General features: G+C 76.3%; 10 protein-coding genes. 6 read left to right on the top strand and 4 right to left on the bottom strand.

Annotation, left to right across the window (positions count from 1 at the left end):
* Positions 1-2: 2 nt before the first annotated feature.
* Together FB457_RS02625 and FB457_RS02620 are read right to left on the bottom strand one after the other, a co-directional pair.
* On the bottom strand, positions 3-1,691 hold the full coding sequence (locus tag FB457_RS02625) for a DUF5691 domain-containing protein (protein WP_047017637.1): 1,689 nt from the start codon (positions 1,689-1,691) through the stop codon (positions 3-5).
* A gap of 145 nt (positions 1,692-1,836) precedes the next feature.
* A complete protein-coding gene (locus tag FB457_RS02620) occupies positions 1,837-3,294 on the bottom strand; it encodes an SWIM zinc finger family protein (protein WP_047017638.1) in 1,458 nt (485 codons plus the stop codon).
* Positions 3,295-3,441: 147 nt separating this feature from the next.
* Here FB457_RS02620 and FB457_RS02615 point away from each other — a divergent pair, with 147 nt between their 5' ends.
* The 5 genes from FB457_RS02615 (at position 3,442) to sucD (ending at position 11,306) form a co-directional block, all read left to right on the top strand.
* Positions 3,442-4,626: an AAA family ATPase gene (locus FB457_RS02615; protein WP_145780650.1), complete on the top strand. Its 1,185-nt coding sequence runs from the start codon at positions 3,442-3,444 to the stop codon at positions 4,624-4,626.
* A gap of 364 nt (positions 4,627-4,990) precedes the next feature.
* A complete protein-coding gene (locus tag FB457_RS02610) occupies positions 4,991-7,603 on the top strand; it encodes a DUF5682 family protein (RefSeq protein ID WP_145780648.1) in 2,613 nt (870 codons plus the stop codon).
* Positions 7,604-7,656: 53 nt separating this feature from the next.
* Positions 7,657-9,024: a vWA domain-containing protein gene (locus FB457_RS02605; RefSeq protein WP_486588909.1), complete on the top strand. Its 1,368-nt coding sequence runs from the start codon at positions 7,657-7,659 to the stop codon at positions 9,022-9,024.
* A gap of 175 nt (positions 9,025-9,199) precedes the next feature.
* Positions 9,200-10,372, top strand: a complete 1,173-nt coding sequence (gene sucC / locus FB457_RS02600) for an ADP-forming succinate--CoA ligase subunit beta (RefSeq protein ID WP_047017640.1) — start codon at positions 9,200-9,202, stop codon at positions 10,370-10,372.
* Between the two features lie 22 nt (positions 10,373-10,394).
* The gene (gene sucD / locus FB457_RS02595) at positions 10,395-11,306 is read left to right on the top strand and encodes a succinate--CoA ligase subunit alpha (protein WP_047017641.1); all 912 of its coding nucleotides are present in this window, start codon (positions 10,395-10,397) and stop codon (positions 11,304-11,306) included.
* A gap of 105 nt (positions 11,307-11,411) precedes the next feature.
* On the opposite strand, the gene FB457_RS02590 is transcribed toward sucD, so the two are convergent.
* Positions 11,412-12,662 (bottom strand): hypothetical protein, encoded by a 1,251-nt coding sequence (locus FB457_RS02590; RefSeq protein WP_145780646.1) that lies wholly within the window; start codon positions 12,660-12,662, stop codon positions 11,412-11,414.
* Between the two features lie 76 nt (positions 12,663-12,738).
* Here FB457_RS02590 and FB457_RS02585 point away from each other — a divergent pair, with 76 nt between their 5' ends.
* Positions 12,739-14,160 (top strand): cell division protein PerM, encoded by a 1,422-nt coding sequence (locus FB457_RS02585; protein WP_145780644.1) that lies wholly within the window; start codon positions 12,739-12,741, stop codon positions 14,158-14,160.
* Positions 14,161-14,280: 120 nt separating this feature from the next.
* Here FB457_RS02585 and FB457_RS02580 read toward each other — a convergent pair whose 3' ends face one another.
* Complete coding sequence (locus tag FB457_RS02580; protein ID WP_486588908.1) at positions 14,281-15,282, bottom strand: hypothetical protein; 1,002 nt, start codon at positions 15,280-15,282, stop codon at positions 14,281-14,283.
* Between the last annotated feature and the right edge of the window lie 161 nt (positions 15,283-15,443).

Raw genomic sequence — 15,443 nt, 5'->3', positions numbered from 1 at the left:
CCTCAGGGCCGCAGGGCGGCGGGAGTGGTCAGCTCGTCGCGCATCGCGGCGCGTATCCGCAAGGTGGCGACCAGCCGCTGGAACGCCTCCGACCAGTACCCGGCCGCGCCGGGCGAACTCTCCTCCGCCTCCTCGTGCATCGCGGCCAGCGGTTCGAGGCGGACGGCGTACGAGGGGTCGAGGCAGCGCTCCGCGAGGCCCATCACGCCGCTGAAGCTCCACGGGTAACTGCCGCCGTCGCGCGCGATCTCCAGGGCGTCGACCACGGCCCGGCCCAGCTCCTCCGGCCACGGCACGGCGCAGGCGCCGAGGAGGCGGAACGCCTCGGACAGGCCGTGCGCCGAGATGAACTCCGCGACCCACGCGGCCCGTTCCGCCTCGGGCAGCGCGGTGAGCAGCCGCGCGGGGTCCCGCCCGGGGACGTGCTCGCCGCCGCCCGACGTGCTGCCGGGTGCGGGGATGCGCGCGGGGGAGGGCGGGCCCGCGGTGAAGGGCGGCGGCTCGTTCGGGGGCGAGGTCGGGGCGGTGCAGAGGAGGGCGCGGGCCCAGGCGGCGTCGTGCTGCCGGGCGGCGGCGCGGCTCCAGGCGGCGAGCAGGTCGGGCCGCCAGCCGTCGGCGACGGGCAGCTCGACGACCTCCGCGGGTGTCCGGTCGTCGAAGACCTCCGTCCACACCGCCAGTGGCGCCGCCGCGACCAACTGCCCGAACCACCACGACCGCTCGCCCATCCCCGCCGGCGGCGTGGCCACGATCCCGTCCCGCTCCATGGCGGCGTCGCACTCGTACGGCGCCTCCACCGCGACGACCGGCGGCTCCTCGCTGCGGTCGAGCATCACCAGCGACCGCACCCGCGCCGCCATCCGCCCGGCCAGCGCGGATCCGGGGAGACCGGCGAGGAGTTCGGCCGCCGCGGCCCGCACGCCGCGGCTGCGATCGGCCAGGGCGTCCTCCAGGAACCGCTCGTCGGAGAGGGACAGCCCCGTGCGCAGCAGTTCCACGAACGCGAGCCGGTCCTCGGCCTTCTCGGCGGACCACGTCGTGGTCAGCAACTCGACGGCGCCCGCGGGGTCGGCCCTGCGCACCTCGGCGAAGAGCGCACCGCGCACCTGGCCGGTCGCCGGCCCACCGGTCCGCGGCCCCTCCTCCCACAGTGCGCGGACGGCACCCGCGTCGCGCGGGTCGGGCAGCGCGGGCCCGGCCGCGCCGTCGCGCAGCAGCGGCGCCCACTGCGGCGCCCGCTCGGCGAGCCACAGCCCGCGCGGCCCGGCGAGGGCCAGCGCGTGCGGCCGCAGGTCGATACGGGCCCGGGCGGCGTCGAGCAGCGCGGGCAGCAACTCGGGCGGCGCCTGGTAGCCGTACTCGACGGCGTGCCGCAGCCACTCCGGTATCAGCTCGGCGAGGTCGGGCGTGGGCCCGCGCCGCCGGGTGCCGCCGCCCGTCCCGGAGCGGTCCGCGAGCAGCGCGGCGAGCCGCCGCCGCGCGGCGGAGGGCAGCCGGGGCCGCGGATCGTGCGCGGCGCACTCGGGCAGCCGCCGTGCGGGTGCCGGCACGACACCGGCCCGCCGCCGCACGGTGGCCGCGGCGGCGGCGTCGAGCAGCGCCCCCTCGTCGACCCCCCGCCGCCCGCCCCCGACGACAGCCGCACCGACCAACTCGCCCCAGCCCTCGAAGACCTGCGTCCCCACCGTCATACGACCCCCTCAGAAGACCCGCACCCCGCCCGGACCCCGCACCGGCGCGCCCCCGTCACGACGGCCGCCGCCCGTCCCGTACGCCTCGCGCGCCGCGGGCCGGCCCCCGCCGGTCCGCCGCGCCGCCACTCCTCCCGTTCCCGCGTCAGCGCCATGCGCCTGCGCCTTTCGCCGCCGCGATCGTCACGCCGGCATCCACCGCCGCGGGGACCGCGCCCGTCAGCGGGACCGCCGTGCCCGCCGACCACGTGGTCAGCGGACGGAAGCCGGCGTGGCCGAACTCGCCGAAGACCGTGACCGGGCCGCCCCCCGACACCGCGAGGAGCTGCCACACGCCCGGGCCGCGCTCCGCGGCCGGGTGGAGCGGCAGCGCGCGGTCGCCCGTGCGCTCGGCCAACTGCCAGCCCTCGTCCCCCTCTTCCGGCACCGGAACCACGTCCGTCAGGACCGCCGGTATCCCTTCCAGCCACGGATCCGCCGCCAGCGCCGCCCCGTACGCCGCGGCCACGGCCGCCACCCCCGACCCGGGCGGCACGGGCCGCACCTCCCGGCCGCCCCCCGCCGCCGGGGTCCGCGGGCCCGCGTGGACCGTGCCGAGCGCCGCGCGCAGCGGATACGCGCCCGGGTAATAGGCCAGCTCCGCGTCCAGCACCAGCCCCGTCGGCAGCGACTGCTGCGGCGCCCGGCCCGCCGCCCCGTACGCCAGCAGCAGAGCCATCCGCTCCGTGCCCGCGCCCCTGAGCCAGATGCGGCGGGTGACCAGCTTGCCGTCGTCGGCGTCCTCCTGGGCCAGCACCAGCCAGTCGTCCCGCAGCGTGCCGCCGCGCAGCAGCCCCGCGGCGTCGACCGTCAGGCCCACCCGCGACCGCACCGTCGCCGCCAGCGGCTCGGGCAGCTCGTCCAGCCGCAGGAACCCCTGGTCCAGCAGATGCAGCAGGCTGCACTCGGCGAGCAGCCGCGCCGGCCACCCGGGCCCCGAAGCCGGCAGCGTCCCCAACTCGCGCACCCGCGCCGCCAGCCCGGGCGCCTGCGCGTCGACCATCCGCGCCGCCGTCTCCTCCCACGCGGCGCCCCGCGGCGCCGTCGCCAGCCCGTCGCGCAGCAGGTCCGCCAGCCGCTGCTCCAGCTCCGCGGCGCCCGCGGCGATCCGCTGCCGCCGCTGCTCCGCCCGCCGCCGGGCCTCGGCCGCCGCCGCCGGATCCGGGGCCCGCTCCGCCGCGGGCGCGGCGGCGGCCTTCCGCTCCGCCTTCTCCCGGCGGCTCGCCAGCCACTCCGCCGCCCACTCCGGGACAGGCGCGTCCGCCGGGGTCTCGGGCACGTCGCCCTGCGCCCAGCGCAGCAGCAGCCCCAGCGCGTGCTTGCACGGGAACTTCCGGCTCGGGCAACTGCACTTGTACGCCGGGCCCTGCAGATCCACCACCGTCTGATACGGCCTGCTCCCGCTCCCGCGGCACAGCCCCCACACCGCCTCGCCCGCGGCCCCCGACTCCGCCCACGGCCCGGCCGCGGCGAGCTTGCCGCCCGCCGTACGTGACGAGGCGTCAGGCGCCAGCCCCCACACCTGATCGACGCTCCACCGTTCGCTCAGCCCCTCCATGCCCACGACGCTACGACCCCCCACTGACAACGGCTCTGACCTGCGATATCCACAGGTGCGGGGGCGGTGTCAGTGCCGTGCGGCAAGGTGGTTTCCGCAGTCACCGCGGCGGTAACGGGCGGCGGCTGCGACCGAGTCGGCGAGGAGGGGACGATGACGACCACGACAGGGGCAGGAGCGGCCATCGGAGGCAGCGGCGAGGCGGGCAGGGCTCCGGAGTCCGCGGGGTCCGCGGGCGCCGGCGGGTCCGCGGCCGCGGACGCCGCGCTGCGGCCCCACGCCGAGGACGCCTTCGCGCATGAACTGGCGGCCCTCGCCGCCGCGGACGACCGGCCGAGGCCGCCGCGCTGGCGGCTGTCGCCGTGGGCGGTGTCCACGTATCTGCTGGGCGGCACGCTCCCGGACGGCACGGCCGTCACGCCCAAGTACGTCGGCCCCCGCCGGATCGTGGAGGTGGCGGTCGCCACGCTGGCGACGGACCGGGCGCTGCTGCTCCTCGGCGTGCCCGGCACGGCGAAGACCTGGGTCTCGGAGCATCTGGCCGCCGCCGTCAGCGGCGATTCCACACTGCTCGTCCAGGGGACGGCGGGCACCCCGGAGGAGGCGATCCGCTACGGGTGGAACTACGCGCAGTTGCTGGCGGCGGGCCCCAGCCGGGAGGCGCTGGTGCCCAGCCCGGTGATGCGGGCGATGGCGGAGGGCATGACGGCGCGGGTCGAGGAGCTGACCCGTATCCCCGCCGACGTGCAGGACTCGCTCATCACGATCCTCTCGGAGAAGACCCTGCCGATCGCGGAGCTGGGCGAAGAGGTCCAGGCGGTCCGGGGGTTCAACGTCATCGCGACGGCCAACGACCGCGACCGCGGGATCAACGAGCTGTCGAGCGCCCTGCGCCGCCGCTTCAACACGGTGGTGCTGCCGCTCCCGGCGTCCCCCGAGGACGAGGTCGGCATCGTCACCCAGCGCGTCGCCCAGATCGGCGCCTCCCTCCAGCTTCCGCCGGTCCCCGAGGCGGTCGACGAGATCCGCAGGGTCGTCACGGTCTTCCGCGAACTGCGGGACGGGGAGACGTCCGACGGCCGGACGAAGGTCAAGTCCCCGTCCGGGACGCTGTCGACGGCCGAGGCGATATCCGTGGTCACCGGCGGCCTCGCGCTGGCGGCGCACTTCGGCGACGGGGTGCTGCGCGCGAGCGACGTGGCGGCGGGCATCCAGAGCGCGGTGGTCCGCGATCCGGCGGCGGACGGCGTGGTGTGGCAGGAGTACCTGGAAACGGTCGTCCGCGAGCGCGAGGGCTGGAAGGACCTCTACCGCGCCTGCCGCGAGCTCACGGCGTGACCCCATCGCAGTGCCGCACATAAAGAAGTAGTGCCGCACATAAAGAAATAGTGCCGCACATAAAGAAGTAAGGAAAGGGAGTGAGGGGGTGAAGGTGGCGGAAGAGGCGTATGCGGGCGAGGAGTTCGCCGACGCGCGGCAGGAGGGCACGGGACTCGCGGCAGGGGGAGGCGCGGCGCCCGCGGCCGGGGGAGCCGCGCGGGCCGTGGCCGCGAGCGGCACCGGGCCCGTGGCCGGGGAAGCCGCGGGGCGCCTGGCGGGGAGGAGCGCGGGATCCGTGGCCGGGGGAGTCGCCGCAGGCGTGGCAGAGAGGGGTGCGGAGCGTTTGGGCGGGGGAGCCGGGGTCGTGGAGGGGGAGCGGGCCGTGAGCGGTACGGAGGAGGGGAGCACGCGGAGCGCCGCGGCCGTCGAGCCGCTGCTGCTCGGCGTGCGGCACCACGGGCCCGGCTCCGCGCGCGGAGTCGCCGCGGCGCTGGACGCGTACCGGCCGCGGGTCGTGCTCATCGAGGGGCCGCCGGAGGCGGACGCGATCGTCGGCCTCGCCGGCGACGAGGACATGCGGCCGCCCGTCGCGCTGCTGGCCCACGCCGTGGACGAGCCGGCGCGGGCGGGGTTCTGGCCGCTGGCGCACTTCTCGCCGGAGTGGGTCGCGATCCGCTGGGCGCTGCGCCACGGCGCCCCGGTCCGCTTCATCGACCTCCCTGCCGCCCACACCCTGGCGATGACCGCCGCCGGCGCCCCCGGCGGGCCGGGCCCGGACGAGGGGCCGGAGGAGAGCCGGTCCGACGACGGGGATCGAGCAGAAGGCAAGAGAGGGGAAGGGCCGGGGCTCGACCCCGAGGCGCTCCGCATCGACCCGCTGGCGGTCCTCGCGGAGGCCGCCGGTTACGACGACCCGGAGAGGTGGTGGGAGGACGCGATCGAGCACCGCATGCCGCACCCGGGCGTGGAAGCGGAGGAGCGGGACGGTCGCACGGTGCCGGCGACCGGTGCCGGGGGCGCCGCGGCCCCGGACGCCGACGGCTCCGCCGCCACCGCCGACGCCCGCGGCCCGGCCGCCGCCACCTTCGTCGCGCTGGGTGAGGCGATGGGCGCGTTGCGCGAGCGGTACGGGGACGGAGGGCACGACCGGGACCTGGTGCGCGAAGCGCACATGCGGCTGCGGCTGCGGGAGGCGCGGCGCGAGTTCGACGGGCAGGTCGCCGTCGTCTGCGGCGCGTGGCACGTGCCCGCGCTGCGGGCACGTGCCACCGTCACCGCCGACCGCCGCCTGCTCAAGGGCCTGCCCAAGGTCAAGACCGAGGTGGCCTGGGTGCCGTGGACCCACCGCCGGCTGGCGCGGCAGAGCGGCTACGGGGCGGGTATCGACTCCCCCGGCTGGTACGCGCACCTCTTCGAGGCGCAGGACCGGCCCATCGAGCGCTGGTTGATCAAGGTCGCCGACCTGCTGCGCGCCGAGGGCCGTACGGTCTCGTCGGCACACGTCATCGAGGCCGTCCGGCTCGCCACCGCGCTGGCCACGATGCGGGGCCGCCCGCTCGCCGGGCTGGCAGAGACGCTCGACGCCGTACGGGCCGTGATGTGCGACGGCTCCGAGGTGCCGCTGGCGCTCGTCGCCGACCGGCTCGTCGTGGGGGACGCGCTCGGCGAGGTGCCGGAGTCGGCGCCCGCCGTGCCGCTGCAGCGGGATCTGGCCCGTACGCAGCGGGCGTTGCGGCTCAAGCCGGCGGCGGAGGAGCGCGAGCTGCAGCTCGACCTGCGCAAGGAGACCGACGCCGGGCGCAGCCGCCTGCTGCACCGGCTGCGGCTGCTCGGCATCGACTGGGGTGTGCCCGCGGCCTCCCGGGCGAGCACCGGCACGTTCCGCGAGACGTGGAGCCTGCGGTGGGAGCCCGACCTGTCCGTTCGCGTCGTGGAGGCGGCGCTCTGGGGCACGACGGTGGTCGCGGCGGCCACGGCCAAGGCCGAGTACGAGGCGGCGCAGGCCGGTTCGCTCGCGCAGGTGACGGCGCTGGCGGAACAGTGCCTGCTCGCCGAGCTGACGGATGCCCTGCCGGTCGCCATGCAGGCACTCGCCGACCGCGCCGCGCTCGACACCGACGTCGGCCACCTGGCCGCGGCCCTCCCGGCGCTGGCCCGCTCCGTGCGCTACGGCGACGTCCGCGGCACGGAGACCGCGGCGCTCGCGGAGGTCGCCACGGGTCTGGCCGACCGCATCTTCGTCGGCCTCCCCGCCGCGTGCGTGGGTCTCGACGCGGACGGAGCGCAGGAGATGCGCACGCACGTCGACGCGGTGCACGCGGCGGTGGCGCTGCTGGACGCGGGCGCGGGGTCGGGAGGCGCCGGTTCGGAGGCGGACGCCTCCGGCGGTCCGGTGAACGGAGGGCGTGGCACAGCGGCCGGGAGTGAGGACGGCAGGGCAGCCGGTGACGGTACGGCGGCGGAGGCGGCGGCCCTCGACCCGGCCGGTTCGCTGCGGGGGCGGTGGGCCGGTGCGTTGCGGGTGCTGGCGGGCCGGGACGCCGTGCCCGGGCTCATCAGGGGCCGGGCCGTGCGGCTGCTCCTCGACGGTGGCCGGATGCCGGCCGCGGAGGCGGAGCGGGTCATGGGCCTCGCGCTGTCGCACGCCGTGCCGCCCGCGGACGCCGCCGCGTGGGTCGAGGGCTTCCTCGGCGGCGACGGCGGCATGCTCCTCGTCCACGACGAGCGGCTGCTCGCGCTGGTCGACGGCTGGCTGACCGGTCTGTCCGGCGACGCCTTCACGGACGTGCTGCCGCTGCTGCGGCGGACGTTCGCCGAGTACGAGCCGGGGGCCCGGCGCGCCATCGGCGAGTTGGTACGCCGCGGCGCCTCCGCCGCGGGCCCGGCGGAGCCGGCGGGCCTGCCGGGCTTCGCCGACGAGATCGACCCCGCCCGCGCGGCCGCTGTCCTGCCCACGCTCCGCGCCCTGCTCGGCACCGAGGAGGAACAACCGTGAACCCCGCACCCGGTGCGTCTCCAGACCGCCACACCCCGGCAGAGGAGCCCACGATGCCCACCCCCCGGCCCGCCACGAGTCGCACCGCCCGGCGCCCCGCCACCGACCCCGCCGAGACCGCGGCCCCCGTCACCCCAACTCCTGCCCCTCCAACCTCCTCTGCCTCCGCCAGCGCTGTCCGCTCCGCGGACGCGACCCCCGCCACCCCCGCCACCCCCACCCCCGCCGACCCCACCCCCGCGATCCCACCCCCGGCACCGCCACCTCCCCCCGTCCCCGCGGGCGAGCGGTTGCGGCGGTGGCGGCTGGTGCTGGGGGGCGAAGGCGGCGGGGACGGGACCGGGGCCGCGCTGGGCGGGGACGACGCCGGGATGGATCAGGTGCTCGCCGCTCTCTACGGCGGCGCCGAGCAGCCCGGCCGCAGCGGCCGGCGGCGGGCCGGGCTCGGCGGGTCCGCCCCGCAGGTGGCCCGGTGGCTCGGCGACGTGCGGGAGTACTTCCCGACGCCCGTCGTCCAGGTCATGCAGCGCGACGCCATCGACCGCCTCGGCATCGCCTCGCTCCTCCTGGAGCCCGAGATGCTCGCCGCCGTCGAGCCCGACGTGCATCTCGTCGGCACGCTCCTCTCCCTCGCCAAGGCCATGCCCGACGAGGCCCGCGAGACCGCCCGCACCGTCGTCCGGCAGGTCACCGACGACCTGGAGCGCAAGCTCGCCGCCCGCACCCGCGCCACCCTCACCGGCGCCCTCGACCGGGCCGCCCGCGTGCAGCGCCCCCGGCACCGCGACATCGACTGGGACCGCACCATCCGCGCCAACCTCAAGCACTACGTCCCCGAGCACCGCACCGTCGTCCCCGAGCGCCTCGTCGGCTACGCGCGCGCAGCCCGCTCCGTCCGCAAGGAAGTCGTCCTCGCCATCGACCAGTCCGGCTCCATGGCCGCCTCCGTCGTCTACGCCTCCGTCTTCGGCGCCGTCCTCGCCTCGATGCGCTCCCTCGCCACCCGCCTCGTCGCCTTCGACACCGCGGTCGTCGACCTCACCGACCAGCTCAGCGACCCCGTCGACGTGCTCTTCGGCACCCAACTCGGCGGCGGTACGGACATCAACAGGGCGCTCGCGTACTGCCAGCAGCGCATCACCCGCCCCGCCGACACCGTGGTCGTGCTCATCAGCGACCTGTACGAGGGCGGCATTCGCCAGGAGATGCTGAAGCGGGTCGCCGCGATGAAGGCGTCCGGCGTGCAGATCGTCGCGCTGCTGGCGCTCTCCGACGAGGGGGCGCCCGCGTACGACCGTGATCACGCGGCCGCTCTCGCCGCTCTCGGCGCACCCGCGTTCGCCTGTACGCCCGAGCTGTTCCCCGAGGTGATGGCGGCGGCGCTCGAGGGCCGCCCGCTGCCCGTCCCCGCGGCGACGTAGAGGGACGCGGAAAGACACGGAAACACACATCCGCTCACACGGGAACCGCGCTTGTGACCGTTCTCACCGCGCCGGTGTGACCCCGAATTCATGCCGGGCTGTCGGGCAGGGCTAACCTGCAAGGCGACCCTGCCATTACAACGCGACACGACTGAATCACAAGGGACGGACGCGCGTGGATCTGTTCGAGTACCAGGCGAGGGATCTCTTCGCCAAGCATGGTGTACCGGTGCTGGCCGGCGAAGTCATCGACACGCCCGAGGCGGCGCGCCAGGTGACCGCGGAGCTCGGCGGTCGCGCCGTCGTCAAGGCCCAGGTCAAGACCGGCGGCCGGGGCAAGGCGGGCGGCGTGAAGCTGGCGTCCGACCCCGACGACGCCGTCGAGAAGGCCGGCCAGATTCTGGGCATGGACATCAAGGGCCACACGGTCCACAAGGTGATGCTCGCCCAGACCGCGGACATCGCCGACGAGTATTACGTGTCGTATCTCCTCGACCGCGCGAACCGCACCTTCCTCGCCATGGCCTCCGTCGAGGGCGGCATGGACATCGAGGAGGTCGCGGCCACCAAGCCGGAGGCGCTGGCCAAGATCCCCGTCGACGCCAACGAGGGCGTGACGGAGGCCAAGGCCCGCGAGATCGTCGACGCCGCGCGCTTCCCCGCCGAGATCGCCGACCAGGTCGTCGAGGTCCTGCAGACGCTGTGGACCGTCTTCGTCAGGGAGGACGCCCTCCTGGTCGAGGTCAACCCCCTGGTCAAAACCGCCGAGGGCAGGGTGCTGGCGCTGGACGGCAAGGTGTCGCTGGACGAGAACGCCGAGTTCCGCCAGCCCGACCACGTCGCTTTCGAGGACAAGGCCGCCGCCAACCCGCTGGAGGCCGCCGCCAAGGCCAAGGGCCTCAACTACGTGAAGCTGGACGGCCAGGTCGGCATCATCGGCAACGGCGCGGGTCTGGTCATGTCCACCCTCGACGTCGTCGCGTACGCGGGCGAGAAGCACAGCGGCGTGAAGCCCGCCAACTTCCTCGACATCGGCGGCGGCGCCTCCGCCGACGTGATGGCCAACGGCCTGGAGATCATCCTCGGCGACCCGGACGTCCGGTCCGTCTTCGTCAACGTCTTCGGCGGCATCACCGCGTGCGACGCGGTCGCCAACGGCATCGTGCAGGCCCTCGAACTGCTCAAGACCAAGGGCGAGGACGTCACCAAGCCGCTGGTCGTGCGGCTCGACGGCAACAACGCCGAGCTGGGTCGCAAGATCCTCAGTGACGCCAACCACCCGCTCGTCGAGCAGGTGGACACGATGGACGGCGCCGCCGACCGCGCCGCCGAGCTGGCCGCCAAGTAAGGACAGAGGGCAGAAGAAAACCATGGCTATCTTCCTCACCAAGGACTCCAAGGTCATCGTCCAGGGCATGACCGGCTCGGAGGGCCAGAAGCACACGCGGCGGATGCTGGCCTCCGGCGCCAACGTCGTCGGCGGGGTCAACCCCCGCAAGGCGGGCCAGAAGGTCGACTTCGACGTCGTGTCGGAGACGCGCGAATCGAGCACAGTCGAGATCCCGGTCTTCGGCTCCGTTAAGGAGGCCATCGACACGACCGGCGCCGACGTCACCGTCATCTTCGTGCCGGAGAAGTTCACCAAGTCCGCCGTGATCGAGGCCATCGACGCCGAGATCCCGCTCGCGGTGGTCATCACCGAGGGCATCGCGGTCCACGACACCGCCGCCTTCTGGGCGTACGCGGGCGCCAAGGGCAACAAGACGCGCATCATCGGCCCCAACTGCCCCGGTCTGATCACCCCGGGCCAGTCCAACGCCGGCATCATCCCCGCGGACATCACCAAGCCCGGCCGGATCGGCCTGGTGTCGAAGTCCGGCACGCTGACGTACCAGATGATGTACGAGCTGCGTGACATCGGCTTCTCCACCTGCGTCGGCATCGGCGGCGACCCGGTGATCGGCACCACCCACATCGACGCGCTCGAAGCCTTCGAGGCCGACCCCGACACCGACCTGATCGTGATGATCGGCGAGATCGGCGGCGACGCCGAGGAGCGGGCCGCGGACTTCATCAAGGCCCACGTGACCAAGCCCGTCGTCGGCTACGTCGCGGGCTTCACCGCCCCCGAGGGCAAGACCATGGGCCACGCCGGCGCCATCGTCTCCGGCTCCTCGGGCACGGCCCAGGCGAAGAAGGAAGCCCTGGAGGCCGCGGGCGTGAAGGTCGGCAAGACGCCGTCGGAGACGGCACGGCTGGCCCGCGAGGTGCTGGCAGGCTGACGCGGCTCGCCGCGCAGGTCTCGGCAGAGGCCCCCGTTTACGGAACGAGTGCGGGCCCGTCCCACCCGGGGCGGGCCCGCACTCGTGTGCCGGGGCAGGCGCGCGTCAACCCGACGTGCCGCGGACGTGTCCCACGGACGGGTGGTCCTGCTCGCCGGCGGGCGCGGCGGCTGGACCCGGCGCGAGCGGCACGGCGGGCGGGGCGCCGTGGCCGGGGGCGGGCGGCCAGACGGACCGGCCGGTCAGCCACGCGGGCGGCGCCGGTGGCGTGGCTCTGTTGCGGGCCTGGACCTCACCGATGATGGAGACGACGCCGGCGAGCAGGAAGATGACGGCGGCCAGCAGGGCGTAGCGGCGCAACTGGCGGTCCGTACGGCTCTCGCTGCGCCGCCGCGCCGCGCCCGGGGGCAGGGTGCGTATCGGCTGCGCCGCGGCGAACCGCCGCAGCCGGGCCCGCAGCTCCTCCGCCCGCCTGTTCTCCGGCAGCGCCCCCAGCTCCGGTACGGCCTCGGCCAGCGCCTCGTGCGCGTGCGTGACCCGCCCGGCGGCGGCGAGGGTGCTGGCCTCCAGCTCGGCGGCGGCGTCGGGCAGGTCGAGCCCGACGACGTCGTGGACGACGACGGCGCTGCGGTACGACTGCGGCAGCGCCCGCAGTGCCGCGAAGACCCGCCGGTCCGCCTCCTCGCCGCAGCCCTCCTCCCCGCCCGATTCCTCCCCGCCCGATTCCTCCGCGCCCGGCTCCTCCCGGCCCGGCTCGTCCCCGCCCGCCTCCTCCCCGCGCCGCACCCGGCGCCGCCACCGGGCGCGCAGCCACTCCCAGGGCTCCTGCACGTACCCGAACGCGGCCGCCCGCACCCACCCCGGCGGATCCCGGTCGGAGGCCACCTCCGGCCACCGCTCCCACGCCAGGTGGAAGGCGTGCTCGACGGCCTCGCGGGTCAGGGCGTGGTCGCCGGTGAGCAGGAACGTGTGCCGCGTGACGTCGGTGGCGCAGCGCTGGTAGAGCGCGTCGTACGCGGCCTCCGCGGCGGCGGCCGCGGTGTCGGCGGCGGCCGCGGAGTTGCGCGCGGCGGCGGCCCGCCGGCCCGCCAGGTACGCCCTGTTCCCGTAGACGCCGACCCGGTGCGCCCGGCCCGCCGCGGCCCGGTTCCGGGGCGTCCCGCCGCCCGGCCCCGGGCCGTATGCTCCAGTCCCGCCGGTCCATGCGTCCGCCCCCGCCCCGGCCACGCCCACGAACGGGATCTCCTCGGTGTCCTCCAGATCGGGAGACCGCCCCTGCCCGCGCCGCCGCCGGCGCCTCTCCCGGGGCCCGAGCGGGACCTGCGGCCCGGGCGGCGGGGATATGTCAGGGTCCATAGCACCATAGTTGCCAACACGACGGGCAAGTGCTCTTTACCAGGGCGAAACGGGTCAATTTGGCACCATGGCGGCCGTGAGCCACGTGACCGATCTCGCCCCGTCGTTATCGCCCCGGCACCAGACCCGGGGCGCCCGCAGTGCCGCCGTCGTCGCGGCGCTGGCGAGCGGGTTCCTCGCCGCCGGCCTCGGCCTCGGCTTTCTCGCCGTGCTCGTGCTGCTGCTGTGGATCACATCCCCGTATCCCGACAGCGGCCCGGGCGGCGCCCTGCACGTCGTCGCCGACCTGTGGCTGCTCGCCCACGGCGCCGATCTCGTACGCACCGAGACGCGCACCGGCACGCCCGCTCCCCTCGGCCTCACTCCGCTGCTGCTCACGGCGCTGCCGGTCTTCCTCCTGCACCGCGGTGCGCGTGACGCGCTCACCCCGCAGGACGGCAGGCCGCAGCTCGCGCCGCTGGCCACGGGCGCGTGGGTGGCCTGCGGTTACCTCGCCGTCGCCGCCGGGGTCACCGGCTACGCGCTGGCCGGGCCGCTGCACGCCGCGCCGCTCCGCGTCGCCGCCGTGGTGCCGCTGACGGTGGCGGCGGCCACGGCCGCCGGGGTGTGGTCCGCGGCCGGTACGCCCGCCGTGCTGCTGCCCCGCCGCCGGCACCCGGGAGCGGCCGACGGCCGGGCCGGCGCGGCGCCGCGCGCGGAGGTCGCCGCGCGGGCCGGGGTCGCGGGGGTCGTCGCGCTGCTCGGCGGCGGCGCCCTGCTCTGCGCGGTCGCGCTGGTGGCGCACGCGGCCGTCGCGCAGGAGCACTTCCTCTCCCTGTCCACGACGGTCTCCGGCCGGTTCGGCGTCTTCCTCCTCGCGCTCGCGCTGCTGCCGAACGCGGCGATGTGGGCGGCGGCGTACGGGCTCGGGCCGGGATTCGCCGTCGGGGCGGGGAGCACGGTGACGCCGCTGGGCGCCGCCGACTCCCCCGTGCAGCCCGTCTTCCCGCTGCTCGCCGCGGTGCCGGGGGAGGGCCCCGGCGGGCCGCTGACCTGGGCTGCCGCGGCGGTTCCGGTGGCGGCGGGGATCGTCGTCGGGTGCGTCGCGGGGACGGCCGCGGCGCCGGTGGTGCGGCAGCGGGAGCCGAGTTGGCGGTGGTGGCCCACGGTGTGGGTGACGGCGCTGGCGGCGCTCTGCTGCGGCGCGGGCACGGCCGCGTTGGCGTGGCTCGCCGGCGGGCCGCTCGGCACCCAGACGCTCGCGGCCTTCGGCCCGGTGTGGTGGCAGGCCGGCGGTGCCGCGGTGGCGTGGACGGCGGTGGTCGGGGTGCCGCTGGCGCTCACGGTACGGGCCGTCCGGCTGTTCGGCGCGGCGCCGCTGCCCATGCCGACGTCGGTGGCCGCGCCCGGCGGGCGGATGCGGGCCCGGCGGTGGCGGTGGGGGCGGCAGGGCTGGCCGCTGTGGGAGCCCCGTTCCCGGCTGGCGGAGGAGTGGGAGGAGGACCCGGGCGGCGACTGACGCCGTACGAGAAAATCCGGCGCCGTACGGGCAGGGGCCCCTGCCCTGCGCACCGTGCCCGGGCACCGCCGCAGCGGGGCGCCCGGGCACGTACGCGACCGACTGCTCCGCGACTCGCGCTCAGTCGCGCTCGAAGAAGGTCCGCAGGGGCTTGGGCAGTTCGTCGCTGCAGTGCTCCTTCGACGCCTCGGTGAGCGCGTCGCTGCGGCAGTTGAAGTAGTCGCGGTACGCGATCTGCACCGAGAACCCGACGAGCACGATGGACAGCGTGATGCCCGCCGCCACGATGCCGGTGATCGCCGCCGTGGTGTGCGGGCGGCCGCCCCGGGCCTGGCGCTGCACGGGCTGGCCGTAGGCGTCCGTGCCACCGCCGTTGGCGCGGCCGTTGGCGGCCGCCCCGTTGCCCGGCGCCCGCGACTTGCCGCGGAGCGCGTCGATGCCCCAGTAGAGGGCGAGCGAGCCGAGGAGCAGGGCCAGCGGCCACCAGTTGAACAGGGCGAAGAAGAAGCCCCACATGCCGGCGAGCAGCGCGTACCGCGAGCGGCGCTGCACCGGGTCGGTCGGGTCCCAGCGCAGGTTCTTCCCCGGCCCGTCGCCGTTGCCCCGGCCGTTGTCGCGGCCAGGCCCCGGCCCGTCGCCGGAGCCGTCGGGGCGCGGGCCCTGGTTCTGCGGGCCGCCGGGTCCCTGCTGGCCGTGGTCGCCGCCGCCCCAACCGCCGTGCCCGGGGGGCGGCTGGTGGCTGCTCCACTGGCTGCCCCACGGGGGCGGCGGCTGGTCCTGCCCGCCGTTCTGCCCGTTGCCGTGTCCGTTGCCGTGTCCGTTGCCCTGGCCGTCCTGACCACCCTGGCCGCCGTGCTGCGGCGCGCCCTGGCCGCCGCCGTGCGATCCCTGCGGGCCCTGCGGCGGTTGCCCCTGCGGCGGCGCGTCCTGCGGCCCGGGACCGTTCTGCGGCGGCCCCTGCGGCGGCGCACCATAAGGCCCGGGCCCGTACTGCGGCCCGCCCTGCGGCTGCTGCCCCTGGCCGCCCGGCGCCCCCTGGCCGCCTTGCGCGCCCTGCCCGCCGCCCTCCGGCGGCGGTGCCGGCGCCTCGGGTTCCGACGGCGGCCGGGAGTCGCGGTACACGACGCCGCCTTGTCCGGGCACGAGCACGTCCCGGGGCGCGCCGAACCGGCCGGGGGACTGCGAAGGGCCCCCGGCCGCTGCGGGGACGGGGCGTCGGAGGGCCGCGCTGCGGCGTCGGTCCTGCTGCATCTGGACGGCGTCGTCTCCTCAGGTCGTCTGCC

The organism is Streptomyces sp. CNZ287 (assembly GCF_007827615.1).
The sequence above is the reverse complement of the archived record's forward strand: the minus strand, read 5'-3'. Positions and strand labels throughout refer to the sequence as shown.